This is a genomic window from Actinoplanes sichuanensis (genome assembly GCF_033097365.1).
Classification (GTDB): Bacteria; Actinomycetota; Actinomycetes; order Mycobacteriales; family Micromonosporaceae; genus Actinoplanes; species Actinoplanes sichuanensis.
This window is the reverse complement of sequence record NZ_AP028461.1, coordinates 544,401-568,727: the sequence shown is the minus strand read 5'-3', so window position 1 is coordinate 568,727 and position 24,327 is coordinate 544,401. Positions and strand designations below refer to the sequence as shown.

The 24,327-nt window shown below is 70.8% G+C and carries 19 protein-coding genes; 11 read left to right on the top strand and 8 right to left on the bottom strand.

Features of this window, described 5'->3' with window-relative positions:
- Window positions 1-76: 76 nt before the first annotated feature.
- On the top strand, window positions 77-451 hold the full coding sequence (locus Q0Z83_RS02380) for a response regulator (protein ID WP_317792112.1): 375 nt from the start codon (window positions 77-79) through the stop codon (window positions 449-451).
- On the opposite strand, the gene Q0Z83_RS02375 is transcribed toward Q0Z83_RS02380, so the two are convergent.
- Entirely contained in the window at window positions 448-2,763 is a 2,316-nt protein-coding gene (locus Q0Z83_RS02375) for an ATP-binding protein (protein WP_378078976.1), read from the bottom strand. The two genes, Q0Z83_RS02380 and Q0Z83_RS02375, sit on opposite strands and share 4 nt — an antisense overlap.
- 22 nt (window positions 2,764-2,785) lie before the next feature.
- Window positions 2,786-3,895 carry a sporangiospore maturation cell wall hydrolase GsmA gene (gsmA, locus tag Q0Z83_RS02370; protein ID WP_317792110.1) on the bottom strand — a complete coding sequence of 370 codons (1,110 nt, stop codon included), beginning with the start codon at window positions 3,893-3,895 and terminating at the stop codon, window positions 2,786-2,788.
- A 179-nt stretch (window positions 3,896-4,074) separates the two neighbouring features.
- On the opposite strand from gsmA, the gene Q0Z83_RS02365 reads away from it, so the two are divergent.
- Window positions 4,075-4,995, top strand: coding sequence for a phosphatase PAP2 family protein (locus Q0Z83_RS02365; RefSeq protein WP_317792109.1), 921 nt, complete (start codon window positions 4,075-4,077; stop codon window positions 4,993-4,995).
- A 287-nt stretch (window positions 4,996-5,282) separates the two neighbouring features.
- Complete coding sequence (locus tag Q0Z83_RS02360) at window positions 5,283-5,783, top strand: general stress protein (RefSeq protein ID WP_317797408.1); 501 nt, start codon at window positions 5,283-5,285, stop codon at window positions 5,781-5,783.
- 176 nt (window positions 5,784-5,959) lie between these two features.
- On the opposite strand, the gene Q0Z83_RS02355 is transcribed toward Q0Z83_RS02360, so the two are convergent.
- A complete protein-coding gene (locus Q0Z83_RS02355; RefSeq protein ID WP_317797407.1) occupies window positions 5,960-6,667 on the bottom strand; it encodes an RNA polymerase sigma factor SigF in 708 nt (235 codons plus the stop codon).
- A 348-nt stretch (window positions 6,668-7,015) separates the two neighbouring features.
- Here Q0Z83_RS02355 and ppgK point away from each other — a divergent pair, with 348 nt between their 5' ends.
- Complete coding sequence (gene ppgK / locus Q0Z83_RS02350; protein ID WP_317792108.1) at window positions 7,016-7,810, top strand: polyphosphate--glucose phosphotransferase; 795 nt, start codon at window positions 7,016-7,018, stop codon at window positions 7,808-7,810.
- 18 nt (window positions 7,811-7,828) lie between these two features.
- Complete coding sequence (locus Q0Z83_RS02345; RefSeq protein ID WP_317792107.1) at window positions 7,829-8,293, top strand: PPOX class F420-dependent oxidoreductase; 465 nt, start codon at window positions 7,829-7,831, stop codon at window positions 8,291-8,293.
- 164 nt (window positions 8,294-8,457) lie between these two features.
- On the opposite strand, the gene Q0Z83_RS02340 is transcribed toward Q0Z83_RS02345, so the two are convergent.
- Window positions 8,458-9,045 carry a hypothetical protein gene (locus Q0Z83_RS02340; RefSeq protein WP_317792106.1) on the bottom strand — a complete coding sequence of 196 codons (588 nt, stop codon included), beginning with the start codon at window positions 9,043-9,045 and terminating at the stop codon, window positions 8,458-8,460.
- A 549-nt stretch (window positions 9,046-9,594) separates the two neighbouring features.
- Here Q0Z83_RS02340 and Q0Z83_RS02335 point away from each other — a divergent pair.
- The 4 genes from Q0Z83_RS02335 (at window position 9,595) to glgB (ending at window position 16,840) form a co-directional block, all read left to right on the top strand.
- A complete protein-coding gene (locus tag Q0Z83_RS02335) occupies window positions 9,595-11,559 on the top strand; it encodes an alpha-1,4-glucan--maltose-1-phosphate maltosyltransferase (protein WP_317792105.1) in 1,965 nt (654 codons plus the stop codon).
- A gap of 45 nt (window positions 11,560-11,604) precedes the next feature.
- A complete protein-coding gene (gene treS, locus Q0Z83_RS02330) occupies window positions 11,605-13,362 on the top strand; it encodes a maltose alpha-D-glucosyltransferase (RefSeq protein ID WP_317792104.1) in 1,758 nt (585 codons plus the stop codon).
- Window positions 13,359-14,663 (top strand): maltokinase N-terminal cap-like domain-containing protein, encoded by a 1,305-nt coding sequence (locus Q0Z83_RS02325; protein WP_317792103.1) that lies wholly within the window; start codon window positions 13,359-13,361, stop codon window positions 14,661-14,663. The genes treS and Q0Z83_RS02325 overlap by 4 nt, the downstream gene beginning before the upstream one ends.
- Before the next feature lie 71 nt (window positions 14,664-14,734).
- Window positions 14,735-16,840: a 1,4-alpha-glucan branching protein GlgB gene (glgB, locus tag Q0Z83_RS02320; protein WP_378079012.1), complete on the top strand. Its 2,106-nt coding sequence runs from the start codon at window positions 14,735-14,737 to the stop codon at window positions 16,838-16,840.
- Window positions 16,841-16,861: 21 nt separating this feature from the next.
- Here glgB and Q0Z83_RS02315 read toward each other — a convergent pair whose 3' ends face one another.
- Entirely contained in the window at window positions 16,862-17,395 is a 534-nt protein-coding gene (locus Q0Z83_RS02315; RefSeq protein WP_317797406.1) for a GNAT family N-acetyltransferase, read from the bottom strand.
- A 47-nt stretch (window positions 17,396-17,442) separates the two neighbouring features.
- Between Q0Z83_RS02315 and Q0Z83_RS02310 the strand changes: the two genes are divergently transcribed.
- Window positions 17,443-17,808 (top strand): MmcQ/YjbR family DNA-binding protein, encoded by a 366-nt coding sequence (locus tag Q0Z83_RS02310; protein WP_317792101.1) that lies wholly within the window; start codon window positions 17,443-17,445, stop codon window positions 17,806-17,808.
- Between the two features lie 40 nt (window positions 17,809-17,848).
- Here the strand turns inward: Q0Z83_RS02310 and Q0Z83_RS02305 are convergent, their stop codons facing one another.
- Together Q0Z83_RS02305 and Q0Z83_RS02300 are read right to left on the bottom strand one after the other, a co-directional pair.
- Entirely contained in the window at window positions 17,849-18,820 is a 972-nt protein-coding gene (locus tag Q0Z83_RS02305; RefSeq protein WP_317792100.1) for a hypothetical protein, read from the bottom strand.
- A 5-nt stretch (window positions 18,821-18,825) separates the two neighbouring features.
- Entirely contained in the window at window positions 18,826-19,545 is a 720-nt protein-coding gene (locus Q0Z83_RS02300) for a PP2C family protein-serine/threonine phosphatase (RefSeq protein WP_317792099.1), read from the bottom strand.
- Between the two features lie 419 nt (window positions 19,546-19,964).
- Here Q0Z83_RS02300 and Q0Z83_RS02295 point away from each other — a divergent pair, with 419 nt between their 5' ends.
- Window positions 19,965-22,364, top strand: coding sequence for a Tex family protein (locus Q0Z83_RS02295; RefSeq protein ID WP_317792098.1), 2,400 nt, complete (start codon window positions 19,965-19,967; stop codon window positions 22,362-22,364).
- A gap of 34 nt (window positions 22,365-22,398) precedes the next feature.
- On the opposite strand, the gene Q0Z83_RS02290 is transcribed toward Q0Z83_RS02295, so the two are convergent.
- Window positions 22,399-24,207, bottom strand: coding sequence for a serine/threonine protein kinase (locus Q0Z83_RS02290; RefSeq protein ID WP_317792097.1), 1,809 nt, complete (start codon window positions 24,205-24,207; stop codon window positions 22,399-22,401).
- Between the last annotated feature and the right edge of the window lie 120 nt (window positions 24,208-24,327).

Genomic DNA, 24,327 nt, shown 5'->3' with positions numbered 1-24,327 from the left:
GCCCCGTGTCCCGGGGCCACCGTGTCTCGATATATCGGATGACGCCGCACGCAGGACGACAGAACGGGGCCCGACGGTGATCGTAGTTGCGGAGGATCACGACGACATCCGGTACGTGCTCAAACGCTCCCTGGAACGGGCCGGGCACCGGGTCGTGGCCGCGGCCGACGGGCGGACCGCGTTGGCGGCGATCCGTGAGCACCAGCCCGACCTGGTCGTCACCGACGTCGACATGCCGAACATGACAGGCCTCGACCTGTGCCGGGCGATCCGTGCCGACGACACCCTGCGGCACATCCCGGTGGTGGTGGCCAGCGGCTCGCTGATGCCCGGCGACCACCAGGCCGAGGACGCGGGGGCCTCGGCCACGCTGCTCAAGCCGTTCGTGCCGGCCCAACTGCTGGCGCTGATCACCCAGCTGCTGCCGCCCCGGGTGGCGACCGAAGGCTAGTCCTGCCGTTGCCGCTCCGGCATCGGGGCGCTCAGCCGGTCGGGTGCCGGATCACCGAGTGGCACGGCGAGCCCCGGTAGCCGGGCCGCCTCCATCATCGCGGCCCGTTCGGCCAGGGCCCGTTCCAGCGCCTCACGGACGGCCTCGTCGTCCTGGGGTGTGTCGTCGTTCATGCCACTGTCCTCCGTGATGTCGGCGGCGGGGAGGGTGAACCAGAAGCGCGTACCCCCGCCGGGGTTGTCCGTGACACCGATCTCGCCGCCGTGCCGCTTGACGATGCGCCGGCAGATGGTGAGGCCGAGGCCGGTCCCGGCATAGCCGGCCGCCGCCTCGGTCCGGTGGAAGGTCTCGAAGACGTGCGGTTTCTCGGCGTCCGGGATTCCGATGCCGGAGTCGGCGACCTCGATCCGCACCCGGCCCGGACCGGCCGGGCCGCCGGTCACCTCGACCCGGGGTGTGCCGCCGGGACGGACGTACTTGATCGCGTTGCCGATCAGGTTGTCCAGGACGTGCCGCAGCATCCCGGGGTCGGCCCGGACCGCGGGCAGCGGGCCCAGCGTCCAGTCCGGCGGCGGACGGTCGCCGCCCGCCGCGGCGATCCGCTCCTCGATGATCTCGCGGATCATCGGGCCCGGGTCGACGGCGAGTTCCCGCAGCGGGGCGTCCCGGGCCGTCGTGTAGGCCAGCAACGTCTCGATCAGCGCGTCCATCCGGTCGACCGCGCGCACGATCCGGCGCAGTCCGTCACGGACGTCGGCGGACTCCGGCCGTCCGTCCGGCACCTCGTCCAGGACGAGTTCGGCGTGCCCGCGGATCAGCGCGAGCGGCGACTTGAGGTCGTGCGCCACCACGCCCGCGAAGATCGCCAGGTCGGACTCGTACCGCCGCAGCTCGGTGATGTCCCGGCAGACCGCGACCGCGCCGTGCTCACCGGCGCTCGGGTCCAGCGGCCGCCCGTCGATGGTGAGCAGCAACCCGTCCGGCTGCGCCGGATTGCGGATGACCACCTCCACCCCGTCGGTGGACTCGCCGTCGAGGGCCCGGATCAGCGGCATCTCGGCCAGCGGGAACGGGGTCCGGCCGTCCGGGCGGTAGACGCCGTAGTGCGCCTGCCAGTCCTCCGGGCCGTCGGGCGGCTCCGCGACGCCCAGGAGCCGCCGCGCCGCCGGGTTCTCCAGCAGCACGGCCCCCTGCGAGTCGACGACCAGGACACCGTCGCTGATGGTCGTCATGATCGCGCCGAGCAGTTCGGCCTGTCGCCGGCTGGCCGCTTCGGCCTCGCGCAGGTCGGCGGTGGCCGCCTCGGCCCGCGCCTGGGCCCGGGCCCGGGCCTCCAGCACGCGCACCAGCCAGGCCAGCAGTGCGGTCAGGACCAGCCCGCCGCCCAGCGCGACGAACGGCAGGTACCAGCCATCCCCGGCCAGCAACCGGGCGTCACCGCGGGTCCGCAGCACCCACTGCTGGTCCGGGCCCATGTCGACCACCCCGGTACGGCTGAGGTCCGGCTCACCGGACGCGGCGCGCTGGGCGACGGTGTGCCGGGCCTGGTCCGGGCCGACCGCGACGAGTTCGCCGGAGATCTGCCCGATCGGGCCGAGGATCCGTTCCAGGAAGGTGCCGCCGCGCAGGCCGGAGGCCACCCAGCCACGGAACCGCGGGGTGTTCTCCCGGGTCCACACCGGGACCGCGAAGACGAACGACTGCTGCTGCTCGGCGGCCGGCTTCCCGCGGTCGCGCTGCAGGACGCGGGGATCGGAGACGACCAGCCGGTGCTCGTCCCGGGCGGTCCGCAGGTTGGTCGCCAGTGGTTCGGAGGCACCGAGATCGCTGCCGGTCCGCGCGGCCGGTTCGGTCTCGTCGAGTTCTCGGGTGAAGACCCCGAAGATGTGCTCGTCGACGGACGGGTCCGGGTGGAAGGTCAGGCCCTCGGCACCACGCTCGCGCCACAGTCGCTGGGTCTGCTCGACATCGGCCGTGGGCACCTCGACCAGGAACGCGACGGGCACCGCGGCGAGCAGTTCGGCGTCGACCAGCGGCCCGGTCGCCACGTCGAAGTCCTCCCAGGTCAGCTCGGGGTCGTTGACGATCCCGGCGGCCAGGGTCTCGATCACGCCGCGGTAGCGCTCGGTCTCGGTGCGGATCGCCGCGAGTGCCGCCTCGTGCCGCCGGTCCATCTCCCGTTCGGCGGTCTGCCGCTGTGCGGAGTAGAGGCCGGCCGCGGTCAGCACGGTGACGGCGAGACCGATCAGGAACACGGCGACGGAGAGCAGCGGACCGGTGACCCGCCGCGCTCCGTTCGCCGATTGCTCCACCATACGGAGCGTAAGCCGTTGATCACTTCCAGGTGTCGTACCGGTACAAGTCGTACTTCACCATGATCCCGGTGACCTTGGTGTAGTAGTTCGGGTCGGTGGCGTACCCGGCCTTCCACACCGCCATGATGAACTTGTCGGCGGCCTTGGTGAACGCGAACGCGGGCGCGTACCGCTTGTTGTTGCGCAGGAAGTGGCCGTGGTCCCGGAACGAGCGGCCCATCGACGCGTAGGTGCGGAACGCGTCCGACGTCGCGAAACACTTGCCGGCCTTGTCACACTCGGTGGTCTCGTAGACGTGGCAGCCGTTGGCGTGCGGGCCGAAGGCACCGTTCTGGCACTTGATGCCGAAGTAGTTGCGGTCCACCGCGGACAGCCCGCTCCGGCCCCAGCCCGACTCCAGGATGGCCTGGGCGATGGTCACCGAGGCCGGTACCCCGTACTCCCGCCAGCCCTGCTGCGCGCCCGGCACGGCGGCCGCGATGAACTGCTCGGGCGTCAGCGCGGGCACCGGGGCGGGTGCGGGGGCGGGCGTGGCCGGCGGGCAGGTCTTCACCGTGCCGGAGACCACGTACGCGTGCGACACGTACCGCCCATCGGCCAGCCGGTCCCACAGGTTCGTGGTGCGGACCGTGCCGGCGACCTTCGCCCCGGTCACCGCGCAGACGATCTTCACGGCCGACCCGTCGGCGGCCTTGCGGACCACCGCGTTCAGCGTGGACGGGCCGCTGCGCACGTTCACCGCGCCGTCCCGGGTGCGGATCTTCCCGCTGACGTACGCCTGGGCACCCGCCTTGGCGTCGCACACCGGGATGGTCGCCGAGGCGCGGACGTAGGCGTGCGAGACGTACCGGCCGTCGGCCAGCCGGTCCCACTGGGCGGTGGTGCGGACCTTCCCGTGCACGGTCTGACCGGTCACCGCGCAGTCGACGGTGACCTTCTGGCCGTCCCTGAGCGTGCTCACCACGCTCGCCGCCCAGCTCGGTGCCGAACGCACCTTGAGCTCACTGTTCACGTCGATCGTCGCGGAGATCCCGGCCGCCTGCGCGGCTGCGGGTGAACCGGCCAGCCCGGCCCCGGCGGCGAGCACCAGCAGCGTGCCGGTGAGCAGTCGTCGGGTGGTGTGGCTCATGAAGACGTCCCCTTCGTTCCGGCAGCGCCGGATGTATCCGTCGGCATCGGATTCGAAGGTCCGCCCCGGCCGTTGCGCCCATCGGGCCCGATCGGGTGCGTGCGCGTTGCGGCGTGCTTGGAAATCGGCCGGACGGGGAAAGGCGTGTCCGCATCGCCACCGCTTCAGGAGGTCCCGAGATGACGGCCGTCGCGTCCCGCCCGGTCACCACAGCCACCCCGACCAAGACACCGGGCAGTACGTGGCACACGGTCAGCCCGCTGCTCGTCGCCGCCCTGGCCGCGGGCGGGGCGTACGCCGTGCACCGGCTCTTCGTCGGCACCCCACTGGGCCAGGCCATCGACACGGCGGCGCTGCGGGGCGGTGACTTCCATCACCCACAGGTCAGTGAGGTGCTGACCCGTACCCTCGACGCCACCCGTCTCGCCTCGCTCGCGCTGGTCTGCGTGCTCGCCGCCGCGTTCGGCGTGGTCCGCCGCCGCCTCGACCTGGCCCTCGCGTCGGTGTTCGTGGTGGTCGCCGCCAACCTGATCACCCAGCAGCTGAAGGCGAACCTGGGCCGGCCCCTGCTGGACGACTTCCCGGCACCCAACTCGTGGCCCAGCGGACACGCCACGGCCGCCGCGTCGGTCGCGTTCGTACTGGTCCTGGTCTTCCCGCGAGCGCTGCGGGGAATGGTCGGCCTGGTCGGGGCCGGCTATGTGGCGATCGTCGCGGTGGCCACCGTCTGGGCCGAGTGGCACCGGCCCAGCGACGTCATCGCGGCCCTGCTGATCGTGCTGGCCTGCGGTTCGTTCGCGGTCTTCGGGGTGCGCCTGCGCCGCCGAGGCCCGTACCGCCCCATCCACCTGCCGAACCGCCTGGTCATCGTCGCCCTCGCGGTCGCCGGTGCGCTGGCCACCGCGGCCGGTGTGTTCGGCATGGCGTCGGTGGCCCTCTCCGAACGTGCCCTGCCCGACCTGGTGTCCGGGCGCTTCGCATTCCTCACCGGCACGGCCGGCATCGTGGCCGCCACGGCCGCGACGTTCATCGTCTGGGTCCGGCTGACCGCGGCGGAACCCGCGGACCGGCCCGCACCCTCTCAGGGAGGCACCGCATGACCACCTCACCCGACAACTCCCCCACCACCGCGATACCGGCCCCCGCCGCCGCGGCCGCGCCGGTCTCGCCGGCCTCGTCGAACGCTCCGACCGCCCCGATCCCGCCGGCCCCGGCCACCGGCGGTCCGACCGAGTCGCCGACCGCCCCGATCGCCCCGGCCGAATCGCCCACCGCCCCGATTCCGCCGCAGCCGGGTCCTACCGGCTCGACCGCCACCGCGGGTCACGTCACCCCGCCCGCCGATTTCCCGGGCGGCGCCGCGGTCCCGCCCGGTCCGGCCGGCGCGGTGCCGCAGCTGCCCGCCCAGACCACCGGGACCGGCCTGGCCACCGGCCCGACCGTGGTCGTCGGCACCTATCCCGAGTACGCGCTGGCCCAGCAGGCGGTCGATCACCTGTCGGACAACCGGTTCCCGGTCGAGCGGACATCGATCGTCGGCACCGACCTGCGCCTGATCGAGAACGTCCTGGGCCGCCTCACCGTCGCCCGCGCGGCCGCCGCCGGAGCGGCCAGTGGCGCCTGGTTCGGCCTGCTGATCGGCCTCTTCTTCGGCATCTTCAGCGACTCCAGCTGGCTGGCCGTCCTGCTCACCACGGTGCTCATCGGCGCGGTCTGGGGCGCGATCTTCGGCGCCATCGCGCACGCCGCGACGGGCGGCCGCCGCGACTTCACGTCCCGCAGTTCGCTGCAGGCCGCCACCTACGAGGTGCACGCGGCCGCCGACGTCGCCGACGAGGCCCGCAGCCTCCTGATCAGCCTCAACTGGCGGGCGAGCGGCGCTAAGTAGCCTCACGGCCCGCGGATCACCCGAGATCCGCGGGCTTCCCATCCGGTACGGAACACCCCACCCACAACCGCAGACCACACCGCCCCGGACCACTCCGCGAGGCAGGCCGGACACCGGACCGAACCGCGCCCGCCGGGCTGAGGCCGCCGGTCACCGCCGCCCCACGAACCGGCTGATCAGTCGGTAAGTTGGCGGCGCAGCTTGGCGAGCGCCTTGGTCAGCAGCCGGGAGACGTGCATCTGGGAGATGCCGATCTGGTCGGCGATCTGGCTCTGGGTCAGGTTGCCGTAGAAGCGCAGCGTCAGGATCCGCTGCTCACGCGGGTCCAGGGTGGCCAGCGCCGGACCCAGGGCGACCCGGGCCTCGGCGATCTCGTACTCGTGATCCTCAGTGCCGAGGGTGTCGCCCAGCTCGGTGGTGCCGTCCGCGCTGATCGGCGTGGACAGCGACGTGGCGTTGTAGGCCCGCGCGCCTTCCAGCCCTTCGAGCACGTCCTCCTCGGTGATCCCGAGGTGGGCGGCGATGTCCGGAACCGTCGGCGACCGGCCGAGCGTGTGGGTGAGCGTCGAGTTGGCCTCGGTGATCGCGAGACGGAGCTCCTGGAGGCGTCGCGGCACCCGGACCGACCAGGTGCGGTCCCGGAAGTGGCGCTTGATCTCGCCGATGACGGTCGGGATCGCGTACCCGGCGAAGTCGACACCGCGCTCCGGGTCGAACTTGTCGACCGCCTTGATCAAGCCCACGGTGGCGGTCTGCACCAGATCGTCGGTGGGCTCACCGCGGCCGGAGTAGCGGTGCGCGAGGTGGCGGGCCAGCGGCAGCCACGCCTCGATCGCCCGGTCCCGCAGGCGGGACCGGTGCCGGCCGGGCGCCGCCGCGGCCATCTCGGCGAGCAGGTCGGACGCGCTGGCCGCGGGCACGTGGTGGACCGGCCGGCGCGGCTCGGCGGGCAGGATATCGACGGTCGGTGATTCCAGCATGGTCATGAGTGGTCCTCCATCCGACGGGCAGAGAGCCGTGCCCGTCCTGCGGCGACCGTTCTGAAGTGCAACGCTAGCCGAGAAGCTTAGCGTCGCCTAGCCGAAAGTATGAGTGACATTGCGTGAACGCGGAAATCACGCAGCGAATTCATCCTATGGTGTCCGCCCGATACCCACCGGGAGACGCTGGATTCGATGTCGTACCGGCGTGGTACACAGCAACAGCGAACGAAACCTGAAGAAGGAAGACGGATGACCATCCTCGGCATCGACATCGGCGGCTCCGGCGTGAAGGGGGCGCCGGTCGACCCGGCCGGCGGCGACCTGCTCGCCGAGCGGTTCCGCGTGCCCACCCCGCAGCCCGCCGACGTGGACAGCGTGGTGGAGGCGGTCGCTGAGGTGGCCGCCCAGTTCGACGGGTTCGACAGCATCGGTGTCACATTCCCGGGCGTGGTCGTCGACGGCGTGACCCGCAGTGCCGCCAATGTCGACAAGTCCTGGCTCGACGCGCCGGCCGCCCGCCTGTTCACCGAGCGACTGGGCAAGCCGGTCACGGTGCTCAACGACGCCGACGCGGCCGGGGTGGCCGAGGTGGCGTTCGGCGCCGGGCGCGACCAGTCCGGCCTGATCATGATGCTGACCTTCGGCACCGGTATCGGCAGCGCCCTCTTCCTGGACGGGGTGCTGCTGCCCAACACCGAGCTCGGCCACCTGGAGATCGACGGCGCCGACGCCGAGTTGCTCGCCTCCGACCGCATCCGCGAGACCGAGGACCTGACCTGGGAGCAGTGGGCGGTCCGGGTCGAGCGTTACCTGCGCCACGTCGAGATGCTGCTCTCCCCGCGCCTGTTCATCGTCGGCGGCGGCGTGAGCAAGAAGTCGGAGAAGTTCTTCCCGCTACTGGACATCCGCACCCCGATCGTCCCGGCCACACTGCTCAACAACGCCGGCATCATCGGCGCCGCGATCGCCGCCGGCCAGGCCGCCGCGGGCCCGGGCGCCCAGCATCCGGGCGCCATCCCGGTCGACGCCGCGGCGCCGGCCTGATCTGAGAGGAGCCCGCCGATGGCCCGCACCATCGCGACCAACAACCGGGTGCCCCGGGAGGAACTGGTCGAGTTCCTGCGCCCGAGGCACCGGGCGATCCTGCTGACCACCCGCAAGGACGGCCGTCCCCAGTCCTCGCCGAACACGTGCGGCGTCGACACCGAGGGCCGGATCGTGATCTCCAGTTACCCGGAGCGGGCCAAGGTGGCGAACATCCGCCGCGACCCCCGGGTGACCCTGACGATCCTGTCCGACGAGTGGAACGGCCCGTGGGTCCAGCTCGACGGCGTGGCCGAGGTGATCGACCTGCCCGACGCCGTCGAGCCCCTGGTCGACTATTTCCGCTGCATCTCCGGCGAGCACCCGAACTGGGAGGAGTACCGCCAGGCGATGCGCGACCAGGGCAAATGCCTGATCCGGGTGACGATCGAGTCCTGGGGCCCGATCGCCACCGGCGGCTTCCCGGCCCGTCTGGCCGACTGACCGGCGGCGGCCCCGAGCCGACCGAGGACGCAGAAAGAGGCCGCAAGGCCGGCACCCAGGAGGACAAGGGTGGTGCCGGCCTTGCGGCCTTCGGACCCTCCCGTTTCCGGCGGGACCGGGCGGTCGCGTGTTTCACCCGGGCCCCTCGGGAGGGGATGCTGAAATCAGGCCGCGAGGGGGGTGCGGTCCGGCTCAGCGTCGAGAAGGTAGAGGAGAGCGTCGCGGTGCATGTCCGCGATCGGCTCCAGCAGGTCGGGGTGGCGCAGCAGGGCGGCGGCGTCGCGGTCGCGGGCGTCCGGCTGGAGCAGGCGGCGGAACTCGGCGGGCATGCCGGTGGTGGCGGTACGCCGGGAGTGCGGCCGGGGACGCTGGTCGGGGAGCGGCATCGCGGCGATGACGGCGTCGACGCCGCGGCGGGCCAGTAGCGGGTCGGCGAGCAGGCAGGCGGCCCAGCTGACGACGACCTCGTCGACCCAGGTGCGCCAGCCCTCACCGTCGGCGAACTCGTCGTCGGGTTCGCTGCCGGCCTTCCAGTCGAGGATGGCGGATCCACCGGGGCCGGCGATGGCGACGAGCGCGGCGTCGATCTCGGTCGGGTAGCGCAGCCAGGCGGCGACCGTGATGGCCTGCCGGGCCTGCAGTTCCGCGAGCGTGTGCGCCACCGTGTTGGATTCGCCGCCCGGGTAGGCCCGCGCCAGCCAGTGGGTGCTGGCGGCGATCACCGGGGACAGTGCGGTGGACGGTCCGGCCACGTTCGATCTCCTCCCTTCGTGCGCTTGCCGGGTCGTCGGCTCGCGTCGAGGGTTAACTCGGTGGCTCGGTGGCGCTCTTGAGCAGGGTTCCTCGATGGCAACGCAGCGCAACCGACGCACTCCCGTGGCCCCGGCGACGAAGGCCGCGGGCCGTGCGCGCGTCGGGTGGCGCCCCGGTGGGTCGGATGTCGCGTTCGCCGTGGATGTCACCGGCGTGCCACCTTTCGCGCGGGCCGGTCTTCGGGGGCCGACACGGCGATCGGTGCTCGCCGATGCGCTCCCATCCGCACCGGTCGATGTGGTCCGCGACCGCCGGGACGGGCGCACGCGCGGAAAGATGAACGCCTGTTGCGAACAGGTGAAATTGTCGTGTTTTCCGGCGGCGCGAGGCCGCGTCCGGATGCGCTGTGGGGCTACCCCTCCGGTAGGTTGGGACGCAGCGGCGATCGGCCGTTTCAAAAACTCCACTGCGGAGAAGTCATAGAGACGCCGGCGGTGGTTTTCCCGGTCGCCGAGTCCTCCTGCGCCCCTCTGACTACGGTGGAGATCATGACCGGTCGCTTCCCCATCGAAGACGTGACACCGGCTGTTTCCGGTGGCCGCTACCCCGCGAAGGCGGTGGTCGGCGAGCTTGTCCCGGTCTCGGCGGTGTCCTATCGCGAAGGTCACCACGCGCTCGGCGTGAATGTGGTATGGCGCGGCCCGGATGGGGAGACCAAGCCGTTCACCCGGATGACGCCCGGTGAGCCGGGTCTCGACCAGTGGCACGCGGCGATCCGGCCGGATTCGGTGGGCCGGTGGACGTTCACCGTGGAGGCGTTCGACGATCCGTACCGGACGTGGCGCGACGCGGTGGTGAAGAAGATCGGCGCCGGGCAGGGCGCCGAGGATCTGGCGAACGATCTGGCCGAGGGCGCTGACGTGCTCGACCTGGCCACCAAGATCGTCCCGGCCGAACAGGAGGACCGGGTCCGCGACGCCGCGGCGGCGCTGCGCGACGAGCAGCGGTCGCTGTTCGCCCGGGTCACCCCGGCGCTGGACCTGGAGGAGCTGCTCTGGCACAACCCGGTGCGCGCCCTGGTGACGACGACCCGGTCCTTCGTGATCTGGGTCGATCGGGTCCGCGCCCTCTACTCGGCGTGGTATGAGTTCTTCCCGCGGTCAGAGGGCGCCGAGGTCGGGCCGGACGCCACCCCGATCAAGCACGGCACGTTCGCCACCGCCGCGCAGCGCCTGCCGGCTGTCGCGGCGATGGGCTTCAACGTCGTCTACCTGCCACCGATCCACCCGATCGGCAAGATCAACCGTAAGGGTCGTAACAACACGCTGACGGCCCGACCGGAGGACGTCGGCTCGCCGTGGGCGATCGGTTCGGACGAGGGCGGTCACGACGCGATCCACCCGCAACTCGGCACGATGGAGGACTTCAAGGCCTTCATCGCGCGGACCGAGGAGCTGGGCATGGAGGTCGCCATGGACCTCGCGCTGCAGGCCGCCCCGGACCACCCGTGGGTCAAGGACTTCCCGCAGTTCTTCACGACCAAGGCCGACGGCACGATCGCGTACGCCGAGAACCCGCCCAAGAAGTACCAGGACATCTACCCGATCAACTGGGACAACGACTACCGCACGCTGCGCGACGAGGTCTATCGCGTGGTGATGCACTGGGTGAACGCCGGGATCAAGATCTTCCGGGTGGACAACCCGCACACCAAGGCGGTCAACTTCTGGCAGTGGCTGATCCCCAAGGTCAAGGAGTCCGACCCGGACGTGCTGTTCCTGGCCGAGGCGTTCACCCGGCCGGCGATGATGAACGGGCTCGGCCGGATCGGGTTCACCCAGTCGTACACGTACTTCACCTGGCGCACCTCGGCCCACGAGATGCGGCAGTACATGCAGGAGCTGCTGACCTCGATCGACTGGATGCGGCCGAACTTCTGGCCCAACACGCCGGACATCCTGCACGAGTCGCTGCAGGTCGGCGGTCCGCCGATGTTCAAGATCCGGGCAGTGCTGGCGTCGATGCTCACGCCGTCCTGGGGCCTCTACTCCGGATACGAGCTGTTCGAGCACGTACCGCGGCCGGGCGCCGAGGAGTACATCGACAACGAGAAGTTCGAGCTGAAGCCGCGGGACTGGGCGGCGGCCGAGCGGGCCGGCCGCTCGCTGGCGCCGTACCTGACCAAGCTGAACCGCACCCGGGAGGAGAACCCGGCGCTGCACTGGCTGCGCAACCTGCGGTTCCACGAGGTCGACAACGGCGCGCTGCTCTGCTTCTCCAAGCGTGATCCGGACACCGGCAACACCGTCCTGGTCATCTGCTCGTTCGACAGCAGCAACGTGCAGTGGGGCAACACCACTCTGGACATGCCGGCGCTGGGCCTGGACTGGCACGAGCGGTTCACGGTGGTCGACCAGATCACCGGGGCGACCTACGAGTGGGGGCAGTACAACGCCGTCCGGATCGACCCGTTCGTCGAGCCGGCACACATCTTCGTCGTCAAGGCGGGATAGACGCCTCGAGGCATCGTCGCCGTCAAGGCGGGGTAGGGGGAGCAGATGGAGCTGTCGAGCGAGCACGACCCGGCCGAGGGTAGCCACAACGAGGGCGGGGTGGTCGAGCATCCGACCTCCGACGACTTCGGGCACGCCCGGGCGCTTCCGGCAGACCGGACCTGGTTCCAACGGGCCGTCTTCTACGAGGTGCTGGTTCGGGCGTTCTACGACTCGGGCTCCGACGGCGGCGGTGACCTGCGCGGACTGATCGAACGGCTGGACTATCTGCAGTGGCTCGGTGTCGACTGCCTGTGGCTGCCGCCGTTCTACGACTCGCCACTGCGCGACGGCGGCTACGACATCCGCGACTTCTACAAGGTGCTGCCCGAGTTCGGCACCGTCGAGGACTTCGTGGCCCTGCTGGACGCGGCGCACAAGCGCGGCATCCGGGTGATCACCGACCTGGTCATGAACCACACGTCCGACTCGCACCCGTGGTTCCAGGCGTCCCGGCACGAGCCGGACGGTCCGTACGGCGACTTCTACGTCTGGAACGACACCAGCGAGAAGTACCAGGACGCGCGGATCATCTTCGTCGACACCGAGGAGTCGAACTGGACGTTCGACCCGGTGCGGCGGCAGTTCTACTGGCACCGGTTCTTCTCGCACCAGCCGGATCTCAACTACGAGAACCCGAAGGTGCAGGAGGCCATGCTGGACGTCCTGCGGTTCTGGCTGGACCTGGGCATCGACGGGTTCCGGCTGGACGCGGTGCCGTACCTCTTCGAGGAGGAGGGCACCAACTGCGAGAACCTGCCGGCCACCCACGCCTTCCTGAAGCACTGCCGCAAGGTGATCGACGACGAGTTCCCGGGCCGGGTGCTGCTGGCCGAGGCGAACCAGTGGCCGGCCGACGTGGTGGAGTACTTCGGCGACCCGCGCAGTGGCGGCGACGAGTGCCACATGGCGTTCCACTTCCCGCTGATGCCACGCATCTTCATGGCCGTACGCCGGGAGTCGCGTTTCCCGATCTCGGAGATCCTGGCCCAGACGCCACCGATCCCGGAGAACACCCAGTGGGGCATCTTCCTGCGGAACCACGACGAGCTCACGCTCGAGATGGTGACCGACGAGGAACGCGACTACATGTACTCGGAGTACGCCAAGGATCCGCGGATGAAGGCGAACGTCGGCATCCGCCGGCGGCTCGCTCCCCTGCTGGAGAACGACCGCAACCAGATCGAGCTGTTCACCGCCATGCTGCTGTCGCTACCGGGCTCGCCGGTCCTCTACTACGGCGACGAGATCGGCATGGGCGACAACATCTGGCTCGGTGACCGCGACGGGGTGCGCACACCGATGCAGTGGACGCCGGACCGTAACGCCGGTTTCTCCACGGCCACGCCCGGGCGCCTCTACCTTCCGGTCAACCAGGACCCGGTGTACGGCTACCAGGCGGTCAACGTGGAGGCCCAGCGGGACAGCGCCACCTCCCTGCTGAACTGGACCCGCACCATGCTGGCGGTCCGGCGCAGACACGAGGCGTTCGCCGTCGGCACGTTTCGCGAGCTGGGCGGCTCCAATCCGTCGGTTCTCGCGTATCTGCGCGAACTCGGCGACGACGTGGTGCTGTGCGTCAACAACCTGTCACGCTTCCCGCAACCGATCGAGCTGAACCTGCAGCACTGGAACGGATACACGCCGGTCGAGCTGACCGGGCACGTCAACTTCCCCCGGATCGGCCAGCTTCCGTACCTGTTGACGCTTCCGGGGCACGGGTTCTACTGGTTCCAGTTGTGCGGGTCGGAGGAGAAGCAATGACGCTGCCTTTCGCCGAGTGGTTACCGAAACAGCGCTGGTACGCCGGGCGCAGCCGAGTCCTGTCATCGGTCAAGGAGGCGTCCGCCACCACCCTCGGCGAGGACCTGGAGCTGGTCCTCGTCGACGTGGAGTACACCGACGGCAGCTCCGAGCGGTACCAGATCCTGGTCGGCTGGGGTGCCGGGCCGATCCCCGAATACAGCACGGTGGCGACCATCGGCACCACCGACGACGGCCGGGTCGGCTACGACGCCCTCTACGACCCGGCGGCCGCCCGCCACCTGCTGGGGCTGGTCGACCGGTCGGAGATCGCCGGTGACGTGACCTTCGAGAGGGAGCCGGGTGTCACGCTGCCGCTGGAGGCCTGGCCGCGGGTGTTCGACGCGGAGCAGAGCAACACCAGCGTGATCTTCGATCAGGACGCCATCCTCAAGCTGTTCCGACGGGTCACCTGCGGGGTCAACCCGGACATCGAGCTGAACCGGGTGCTCGGCCGGGCCGGAAACTCGCACGTCGCCCGGCTGCTCGGGTCGTTCCAGGCCGCCGACGACTGCTCACTCGGCATGGTCACCGAGTACGCGGTCAACTCGGCCGAGGGCTGGGCGATGGCCACCGCCTCGGCCCGCGACCTGTTCGCCGACGCCGCGTTCGCCGCGGACGAGGTCGGCGGCGACTTCCAGGGCGAGTCGTACCGGCTCGGGGAGGCGGTCGCGTCGGTCCACCTGACCCTGGCCGAGCAGCTCGGCCAGGGCCCGGCGCCGTTCCCGCTGGACGCCGTGCTGGCCCGGCTGCGGACCGCCGCCAACGCGGTACCCGAGTTGCAGCAGCACGTCCCGGCGATCACCGAACGCTTCAACGCCCTCACCGGCGAGCAGGTCGAGGTCCAGCGCATCCACGGCGACCTGCATCTCGGGCAGGTGCTGCGCACCCCGGAGAGCTGGCTGCTGATCGACTTCGAGGGTGAGCCCGGCCAGCCGCTGGACGAGCGCCGGCTGCCCGACTCGCCGTTGCGCGACGTGGCCGGGGTGCTGCGCTCCTACGAGTACGCGGCCTACCAGCTGCTGGTCGACCAGGACGACGACGAGCCCCTGGCGGCGCGGGCCCGGGAGTGGGTGGACCGCAACCGGGCCGCGTTCTGCGACGGGTACACGCACGTGGCGGGCACCGACCCGCGTGACAAGGCGGCGCTGCTGGCGGCGTACGAACTGGACAAGGCGGTCTACGAGGCCGCCTACGAAGCCCGGCACCGGCCCGGCTGGCTGCGGATCCCCCTGCGGTCGATCGCCCGGCTCGTCGGATGAACCCCGGAGGGCACCCCAAAACCATGATCGGTCAGACCAGCACCGCGCGGCTCGCCGCCGACAAACGCGCGATGGACAGCGTGATAGCCGGCGACTCCCACGACCCGCACGGCATCCTCGGCGCCCACCCGCACGGTGGCCGCACCGTCGTCCGCACTCTCCGCAAAGGCGCCGAGGCGGTGGCCGTCCTGCACGAGGGCGAACGGTACGAGGCGACGAAGGTGCACCCGGACGGGATCTTCGCGGCCGAGCTGCCCGGGACCGTGCTCGACTACCGGATCGACGTGGACGGGACGCAGTGCGACGACCCGTACCGCCATCTGCCCACCCTGGGTGAGCTCGACCTGCACCTGATCGGCGAGGGCCGGCACGAGAAGCTGTGGAAGGTTCTCGGGGCGCAGCCACGTGGCGCGGGCGTCGGTTTCGCGGTGTGGGCGCCCAGCGCGCGCGGTGTGCAGGTGGTCGGTGACTTCGCCGGCTGGGGTCCCTACGACGGGTGGCCGATGCGGTCGCTCGGCTCCAGCGGCGTGTGGGAGCTGTACATCCCCGGCGCGCACATCGGCACGAAGTACAAATTCAAGATCCTCGGCCGGGACGGGGTGTGGCGCGAGCACGCCGACCCGCTGGCCCAGCACACCGAGGTGCCGCCGGCCACCGCGTCGGTCGTCTACCAGTCGTCCTACCAGTGGCACGACGAGCAGTGGATGCGGGAGCGGTCCCGCAAGTCGTGGCACCAGGAGCCGATCAGCGTCTACGAGGTGCACCTGGGATCGTGGCGGCCCGGCCTGACCTACACCGAGCTGGCCGACCAGCTCGTCGAGTACGTCGTCGAGACCGGTTTCACCCACGTCGAGCTGATGCCGGTGATGGAGCACCCGTTCGGCGGTTCCTGGGGTTACCAGGTCACCGGCTACTACGCCCCGACCTCCCGGTTCGGCTCCCCCGACGAGTTCCGGCACCTGGTCGACAAGCTGCACCAGGCCGGCATCGGGGTGATCCTGGACTGGGTGCCCGCCCACTTCCCGAAAGACGAGTGGGCGCTGGCCCGGTTCGACGGCACCCCGCTCTACGAACACGGCGACTGGCGGCGCGGCGAACACCCCGACTGGGGCACCTACGTCTTCGACTTCGGCCGCAAGGAGGTCCGCAACTTCCTGGTCGCCAACGCGCTCTACTGGTGCGAGGAGTTCCACGCCGACGGCCTGCGGGTCGACGCCGTCGCCTCGATGCTCTACCTCGACTACTCGCGCAAGGACGGCGAGTGGACCCCCAACCAGTACGGCGGCCGGGAGAACCTGGACGCGATCAGCTTCCTCCAGGAGATGAACGCGACCGTCTACAAGCACCACCCCGGGGTCATGACGATCGCCGAGGAGTCCACCGCGTGGCCCGGCGTCACCCGCCCCACCCACCTCGGCGGCCTCGGTTTCGGCTTCAAATGGAACATGGGCTGGATGAACGACACCCTCTCCTACATCGAGAAGGAGCCGATCTACCGGCAGTGGCACCACCACCAGATGACCTTCGCCACCGTCTACGCGTGGAGTGAGAACTACACGCTGCCGATCAGCCACGACGAGGTGGTGCACGGCAAGGGCTCGCTGACCGGCAAGATGCCCGGCGACCTGTGGCAGAAACTCGCGAACACCCGCGCCCTGCTCGGTTTCATGTGGGCCTTCACCGGCAAGCAGCTGCTTTTCATGGGCGCCGAGATGGGCGACCTCGCCGAGTGGAACGAGGGCCGCGGCCTGGACTGGACACTGCTCGACGATCCGCAGTTCGGCGGCATCCGCGGCCTGGTCAAGGACCTCAACCGGGTCTACCGGGAGACGCCCGCCCTGTGGACGCAGGACACCAGTCCCTCCGGTTTCCGGTGGATCACCAGCGAGGACTCGCAGCACAACACGTTCTCGTTCGTCCGTTTCGCACCGAACGGCGACACCCTGGCGTGCGTCGTCAACTTCGCCGCCATCCCGCACGAGGACTACCGGATCGGCCTGCCGCGGGTCGGCCGCTGGACCGAGGTGATCAACACGGACAGCGCCCTCTACGGCGGGTCCGGTGTCGGAAACCTGGGCGGGGTCGAGGCGGAGCACCTGCCCTGGCACGGTTTCGACGCCTCGGTGTCGCTGCGGGTGCCCCCGCTGGGCGCCGTCTGGCTGCGCCACGAGAGCTGAGCGGACGGCCGGCGGGCGCCCTCAGCGGCCCGCCGGCCACTCCTCGGCGAGCAGCCCGTACAGCAGGTCGTCGGTCCACTCGCCCTTGATGAAGGTCTGCTGCCGCAGCAACCCCTCCCGCCGGAACCCGAGCCGCTCCATCAGCGCCGCCGACCGCGCGTTGCGCGCGTCGCACTCCCCGGTGACCTTGTGCAGCCGCTGCACCCGGAACAGCCGGTCCAGCACGGCACCGACCGCCTCGGTCGCCAGACCCCTCTTCTGGTACGCCGTGGCCAGCGTGAACCCGATCTCGCCCTGCATCAGGTTGTCGTGCAGCCGGACATACACGTCCCCGATCAGGCGCTGCTCCTCGGCGAGCTCGATCGCATACTGGAACCGGCCCGCCTCGACGGGCGAACTCGCCGCGAAGTTGCGGACCGCGACCTCCGCCCGCTCGATCGGGAACGGCACGTCCCACGACTGGTAGCGCGCCACCTCCGGATCCGAGCGGTAGGCCGCCAGCACCGGCGCGTCGGACGCCCGGAAACGCCGCAGGATCAGCCGCTCGGTCGTCATCAGCACGGGCCGAGGATATGTCAGACCCGGGGCGCAGAATGCGGGGCATGGACTCGACGACCGAGCGGCTCCGTGCCATCTGCCTGCGTCTGCCCGAGGCGACCGAGCGTCTCAGCCACGGCTCACCGGCGTTCTTCGTCCGCGGCCGGCGACAGTTCGTGATGCTCTGGCCGGACGGCCACCACGACGACGATTTCCCGCATCTGTGGTGCGCGGCCCCGCCCGGTGCGCAGGGCGAGCTGATCGCCGCCGATCCGGCCCGTTTCTTCCGACCACCCTATGTCGGCCATCGTGGCTGGCTCGGCGTCCGCCTCGATCGCGACCCGGACTGGTCCGAGATAGCCGAGCTGTGCATCGACGCGTTCCGCACAGTGGCCCCGAAGGCCCTGCTCACCCGCCTCGACCAGGCCTGAATCGGCGGTGCGACAACGGTCGGGGCGGCCACCCGGCCGGTCAGGAGCCGGCGGCCGGTGGGACTCCGCAGTTGCGGCGCAGCATGGTGTCGAGGGCCTGCCGGTCGTCGTCGTCGACCGGGACCGTCGTGTAGAGCTGTTTCCCGCCGTCCAGCGAGACCCGCACCGGGAATTCGAAGGGTTTCTTCACCTCGGCGAAGGCGTGCAGGTCGCAGCGCAGCGGTGACGCCGTGAACGGCAGTGTCGCCACCGGGGCGGCCGCGGTGACCTCGGCCAGCGGGTCCGCCGTGCGGTAGGCGAGGCGGTACATCACGTTGCCGTCGAAGGAGTGCAGCCGGGCGGTGCCGGTGGCGGTCGCCGACCGTTCGACGACGAGGCTGCCACGGACCCCGTCGGCGCCCAGGTCGGTCCAGTCGCTGAACCGCAGGGAGACACTCCTACGGACCGTCTCGGCGGCGCAGTCGTCGGCGAGCAACCGGTCGAGGAGCTCGTTGGGGTACGGCAGGGCGAGCCGCACCCGCTGGGTTCGCGTGTCGCCCTCGACCCGCGCCACCACCGTCACGGAGGAGGCCTCAGCGGCCGCTGTGCAGCCTCCGGTGCCGTAGGGCACGGTCACGTCCACCCGCAGCCCGTTCGGCGGCAGGAGGGCCTCTGTGTCGGCCGGCGTCTCGCCCTCGAAGGACGGCAGGTCCGGCTCGACCCGGGAGATCCAGACCGGCGCGTCGCCATCGTTGTGCAGGGCGATCCCGAGCTGCCGGGCCACCTCGTCCTGCCGCCACTGTTCGGCGGTCGCCCGCAGCCTCAGCTCGGGCAGCGGCGCCTCGGTCTCCGTGCCGGAGCAGGCCGCCAGGGCGGGGACGAGGACGGCCGCCGCGACGCCGACAGCAAAGCGACGGACCGCGAGGCGACGGACTTCAGGAAGACGGACCGCAGAGAGACGGACCGCGAGGCGATGGACCGTGATCACGACGGCCGCCGCCGCACCGGCGAGGATGCGACGGCCTCTGATCATCGCCGTCAGGCTTCGACGACGTCGGCGACGATCACCGTGACGTTGTCCGGCGCCCCGTTCTCCAGGGTGCGGTTGACCAGCTCGGCCGCGCACATCTTGCGATCGGTGACATCGCGCAGCGTCTGGGCGATCACGATGTCCTCGACGTAGTCGGAGAGCCCGTCGCTGCACAGCAGGTACCGGTCGCCGATCCGGGCCGGGATCATCCGCCCGGCCGGCCGGAACGGGCCGCCCTGCACGGCCTGGGTGACCAGCGCCCGCTGCGGGTGCCGCCGGGCGTCGTCGGGCGTGAGCACACCCTGGTCGACGAGCGCCTGCACATAGGTGTCGTCCCGGGTGAGCTGCTGGAAGTCACCGTCGCGGAGCAGGTAGCAGCGCGAGTCACCGACGTTGAGGGCGGCCAGCCGATCGCCGGAGAGCAGGAGCGCGGTCACCGTCGTACCCATGCCGTCACGGGCGTCGTCCTCGGCGACCGACGCCTCGATCCGCTGGTTGGCGGTCTGCAACGCGTTGATCAGATCCTGCAGCGGCTCGCCGTTGTCCGGCGCGGTGTCGACGACGCTGAGACTCTGCACCAGGATGTCGCTCGCCAGCTCACCGGCGGGCAGTCCGCCCATGCCGTCCGCCACCACGAAGAGTCGATTACCGACGAAGACGGCGTCTTCGTTGTTGGACCGGACCAGGCCCTGATCAGTGGCGGCGACCGCCCGGACAGCAAGCGTCATGTGACAACTGTGCCAAAGGCCAATTCCGTTGTCTCTAGTACCTCCTACCAAGTGTCTGCGGATCCCTGGTATGCCACTGTGGGGCCGATCTCGCCCCGGACCGCCCCGAAGAGGATGATGGCGCAGGTCACAGCCCCGATGGCGGTTCCGTGGGGCGGCCCGGCGATGATCCGGGGCGATCTTGGTCAGGATCGGCGGCGTCCGCGCCACCGTGACACGCCGCGCAAGACCGACGTGACATTCGCGACATCGGGGTACGCGGGACGCCACCCGGACGGTTCATGACGGTTCCGGGCGTCCCTCGCAAGCGGTACCTCCGGCACTCCGGCACACCGGCGGACGGCCGTGGGACGGTCGCGCGCGGGTGACAGTGCGGGGTGGCGCGACAAGGCGGCGCGGGCTCGGTAACAATCGTCGACGTGACGACAGCTATCCATCAGCGCATCGCCTCGGAGCTCGGGGTACGGGAAGGGCAGGTCACCGCCGCGGTCGAGCTGCTCGACGGCGGGGCCACCGTGCCGTTCATCGCCCGCTACCGCAAGGAGGTGACCGGCACCCTCGACGACGCCCAGCTGCGCACCCTGGAGGAGCGCCTGGGCTACCTGCGGGAGCTGGAGGACCGGCGGGCCGCGGTGCTGGAGTCGATCCGCTCCCAGGGCAAGCTCGACGACGCTCTGGAGCAGCAGATCCTCGAGGCCGACACGAAGGCCCGCCTGGAGGACATCTACCTCCCGTTCAAGCCGAAACGGCGGACCAAGGCGATGATCGCCCGGGAGGCCGGCCTGGAGCCGCTCGCCGACGGTTTGCTGGGCGACCCCACGGTCGACCCGAAAGCGGCCGCCGCCGCGTTCGTGGACGCCGAGAAGGGGGTGGCCGACCCCCAGGCCGCCCTGGACGGTGCCCGGGCCATCCTGATCGAGCGGTTCGCCGAGGACGCCGACCTGATCGGTGAGCTCCGTGAGCAGATGTGGACACGCGGCCGGCTGGTCGCCAAGGTCCGCGACGGCAAGCAGACCGACGGGGCGAAGTTCTCCGACTACTTCGACTTCGCCGAGCCGTACGGCAAGTTGCCCTCGCACCGCATCCTGGCGATGCTGCGCGGGGAGAAGGAGGACGTCCTCGACCTCACCATGGAGCCGCATCCGGAGGAGGACGAGGGCTACTTCGAGGGCCGCATCGCCGGGCGCAACGGCATCAGCGACCACGGCCGGGCCGGTGACAAGTGGCTGGTCGACACGGTCCGCTGGGCGTGGCGCACCCGGATCCTCATCCACCTCGGCGCCGACCTGCGGGTCCGGCTGCGCGAGGCGGCCGAGGACGAGGCGGTGCGGGTGTTCGCCGCCAACCTGCGTGACCTGCTGCTCGCGGCGCCCGCCGGGACCCGTACCACGATGGGTCTGGATCCCGGTTTCCGCACCGGGGTGAAGGTCGCCGTGGTGGACGCGACCGGCAAGGTGGTCGCGACCGACACGATCTACCCGCACGTCCCGCAGAACAAGTGGGACGAGTCGATCCACCGGCTGGCCGCGCTGGCGTCGAAGCACAACGTCGAGCTGATCGCGATCGGCAACGGCACCGCGTCGCGGGAGACCGACAAGCTGGCCACCGAGCTGATCAAGAAGCACCCGGACGCGAAGTTGACCAAGGTGGTCGTCTCCGAGGCGGGCGCGTCGGTCTACTCGGCCTCGGCGTACGCGTCGCAGGAGCTCCCGGGCCTGGACGTGTCGCTGCGCGGCGCGGTCTCGATCGCCCGCCGGCTGCAGGACCCGCTGGCCGAGCTGGTGAAGATCGACCCGAAGTCGATCGGCGTCGGGCAGTACCAGCACGACCTGTCCGAGGTGAAGCTGGCCCGCTCGCTGGACGCGGTGGTCGAGGACTGTGTGAACGGCGTCGGCGTGGACATCAACACCGCCTCCGCGCCGCTGCTGACCCGGGTCTCCGGGATCACCGCCGGTCTGGCCGAGAACATCGTGCTGCACCGCGACCAGAACGGCCCGTTCAAGAACCGCAAGGAGATCAAGAACGTGGCCCGGCTCGGGCCGAAGGCGTTCGAGCAGTGCGCCGGCTTCCTCCGGATCCGCGACGGTGAGGACCCGCTCGACTTCTCCAGCGTGCACCCGGAGTCGTACCCGCTGGTCCGGACGATCGCGGCGGACGCCGGATCGGACGTGAAGACGATGATCGGCAACAGCCCGCTGTTGAAGGGCATCCGGCCGGACAAGTTCGTCACCGACACGGTCGGCCTGCCGACCATCACCGACATCCTCAAGGAGCTGGAGAAGCCGGGCCGCGACCCGCGGCCGGCGTTCACCACGGCGACCTTCGCCGAGGGCGTCGAGAAGATCGCCGACCTGAAGCCGGGCATGGTCCTGGAGGGCCAGGTGACCAACGTGGCGGCGTTCGGCGCGTTCGTCGACATCGGCGTGCACCAGGACGGTCTGGTGCACGTGTCGGCACTGTCCGACAAGTTCGTGCAGGACCCGCGCGAGGTGGTCAAGTCCGGTGACGTGGTGAAGGTCCGCGTGCTGGAGGTCGACCCGGTCCGCAAGCGGATCTCGCTGACCATGCGCCTGAGCGACGAGCCGAACAAGGGTCGGCCGCCGCGGGAGGACCGTGGCCAGGGCGGCGGGCAGCGCGGCGGCGGGCAGCAGCGCGGCGGCGGCCAGGGCGGACAGCAGCGCGGCGGCGGCCAGGGCGGGCAGCGCCAGCCCCGGCAGGGCGGCGGCCAGCGTGGCGGTCAGGGTGGCGGCGGCGGGAACAGCTTCGGCAACAGCGCCATGGCCGACGCGCTGCGCCGGGCCGGGCTGACCCGGGACTGATCGGAACGAGGCCCGGGTGATCGCCCGGGCCTCGTCACTTCACGTCCCAGATCTTGATGTCGGTGAAGGCCACCTCGTAGGGCCCGGTGTCCGGCACGTCGCGGGCGTTGTAGACGCCGAGCAGCACCCGGCCCTCCTGGAGCTGGAGCCGTCGCTCGATCAGCGGGGCCTCGCCGACGAGGACGCCGTCCCGGTACACCTCGACCGTCTCGCCCCGGGCGATCAGCCCGATCCGGGTCGACACGGGGGCCAGCCCGATCGGGCTGTCGCCCAGGGACAGCGTCTTGAGCACCTTGATCTTGCCGTCGCCGTCCCGGTTGTGCAGCCCGATGTAGATGTCGTTCTCGCACACCCGGGCCTGGTAGCCGACCTGACCCACGTTGCGGAACCAGATGGCCGCGCAGCTGCCCGCCGTGTTGAGCCGAACCGTCACCTCGACATGCATGTCGGCGGGGATCTCGTCGAGCGGGCCCGAGCATTTGAAGACCCCGGCCCGGTCCCGGTGGGCCACCAGCGCGTTGTCGGCGAAGTAGCACTTCGCCGTCTCCTCCGGATAGTCCTTGGCGGTCCACAGCGCCTGCCGCTTCAGGGTGTCCTGCAACCGGGGTGGCCCGGTCGGCGAGTCGATGGTGACCACCGGTGTCGGCGTCGGGGACGTCGGGGACGCCGCACCGGACCGGCGGTCGTCGTCGTTGCGCAGCTCCAGGGCCACCAGGACGGCCCCGGCGACCAGGGCCGACACGAAGACCGCGAGCAGGGCCGGCATCGCCCAGCGGCGGCCCTGACCGGCCGCGGGCCGCGGGACGGCCGCCTGGTCCGCGGAGATCGGCACGGTGACGATCGAGTTCTCGTCGTAGCCGACCATCCCCGGTGGGATGGCCAGGGTCGGCAGGCTCACCGAGGGTTCCGGCGCGACACCGGTGACCGCCTGCGCCTCGACCGCGGCGGCCCGCAGATCCGGCTGGTCGGCGAAGGCCGCGGCGGTCGCGGCCGGCCGCTGCTTACCGGAGATCAGCAGGTCGAGCAGCTCCCGGGAACTGGGCCGGTTGGCCGGGTCCTTCTCCAGCGAGTGCGCCACCAGATCGCGCAGCGGGCCGCTGAGGCCGTCCAGCCGGGGCGGCTGGGTGAGGATCCGGGCCGCCATGGCCGGTGGCGAGTCGGCGTAGAACGGCGTGCGGCCGGTCCCCGCATACGCCACCACACTCCCCCAGGCGAACACGTCCGCGGCCGGGGTGAGCGGGACTTCCTCGTCCGACGAGAACCGCTCCGGCGCCATGTAGGCGACCGTGCCGACCATCTGATCGGTGCGGGTGTTGGCGCTGGTCGCCTCCATCGCCCGGGCGATCCCGAAGTCGATCACCTTGGGACTGCCCGGCGCCAGCAGCACGTTGCGCGGCTTGAGGTCGCGGTGGATCACCCCGGCACCGTGGATCGCGGTCAGCGCGGTGGCCACCCCGATCGCGACGCCGTGCAGGTTGGCGCTGGTCAGCGGCCCGCGCTGCTCGACCACCTCGGCCAGGGTGGGCCCGTCGACGTATTCGACGACCAGGTACGGCGACTCGTGGTCGGGGTCGGCGTCGAGCACCTCGGCGGTGCAGAACGGCGGCACCTGCCGGGCCCGGTTGACCTCGCTGCGGAACCGCCGCCGGAACTCGTCGTCGTGGGCCAGGTCGGCGCGCACCATCTTGACCGCGACGAGCACTCCGGCACCGGTACGGGCCAGGTAGACCGTACCCATGCCGCCCTCACCGAGCCGACCGACCAGCTCGTACTCCCCGAGGGTCGGGGGATCGCCGGTGCGTAGCGGTTGTGTCCGCTCACCCGGCACTGAGCCGTCGACCATTCCGCTGCCCCCCGGAGCGCCCCCTTACGTATGCGCTCGCACTGTATAGGGCGCTGTCTCTTCCCGAATAGGCGGCGGCCTCATGGAGATCCCCGAGACGAGGATCGGGGCCATGCCCGA

What these genes read in the sequence shown, in the direction of transcription:
- gsmA (WP_317792110.1), bottom strand. Translation starts at nt 3,895, where the DNA reads ATGAGCCACACCACCCGACGACTGCTCACCGGCACGCTGCTGGTGCTC.
- Q0Z83_RS02365 (WP_317792109.1), top strand. Translation starts at nt 4,075, where the DNA reads ATGACGGCCGTCGCGTCCCGCCCGGTCACCACAGCCACCCCGACCAAG.
- Q0Z83_RS02355 (WP_317797407.1), bottom strand. Translation starts at nt 6,667, where the DNA reads ATGGCCGCGGCGGCGCCCGGCCGGCACCGGTCCCGCCTGCGGGACCGG.
- ppgK (WP_317792108.1), top strand. Translation starts at nt 7,016, where the DNA reads ATGACCATCCTCGGCATCGACATCGGCGGCTCCGGCGTGAAGGGGGCG.
- Q0Z83_RS02345 (WP_317792107.1), top strand. Translation starts at nt 7,829, where the DNA reads ATGGCCCGCACCATCGCGACCAACAACCGGGTGCCCCGGGAGGAACTG.
- Q0Z83_RS02335 (WP_317792105.1), top strand. Translation starts at nt 9,595, where the DNA reads ATGACCGGTCGCTTCCCCATCGAAGACGTGACACCGGCTGTTTCCGGT.
- treS (WP_317792104.1), top strand. Translation starts at nt 11,605, where the DNA reads ATGGAGCTGTCGAGCGAGCACGACCCGGCCGAGGGTAGCCACAACGAG.
- Q0Z83_RS02325 (WP_317792103.1), top strand. Translation starts at nt 13,359, where the DNA reads ATGACGCTGCCTTTCGCCGAGTGGTTACCGAAACAGCGCTGGTACGCC.
- glgB (WP_378079012.1), top strand. Translation starts at nt 14,735, where the DNA reads ATGGACAGCGTGATAGCCGGCGACTCCCACGACCCGCACGGCATCCTC.
- Q0Z83_RS02315 (WP_317797406.1), bottom strand. Translation starts at nt 17,395, where the DNA reads ATGACGACCGAGCGGCTGATCCTGCGGCGTTTCCGGGCGTCCGACGCG.
- Q0Z83_RS02310 (WP_317792101.1), top strand. Translation starts at nt 17,443, where the DNA reads ATGGACTCGACGACCGAGCGGCTCCGTGCCATCTGCCTGCGTCTGCCC.
- Q0Z83_RS02305 (WP_317792100.1), bottom strand. Translation starts at nt 18,820, where the DNA reads ATGATCAGAGGCCGTCGCATCCTCGCCGGTGCGGCGGCGGCCGTCGTG.
- Q0Z83_RS02300 (WP_317792099.1), bottom strand. Translation starts at nt 19,545, where the DNA reads ATGACGCTTGCTGTCCGGGCGGTCGCCGCCACTGATCAGGGCCTGGTC.
- Q0Z83_RS02290 (WP_317792097.1), bottom strand. Translation starts at nt 24,207, where the DNA reads ATGGTCGACGGCTCAGTGCCGGGTGAGCGGACACAACCGCTACGCACC.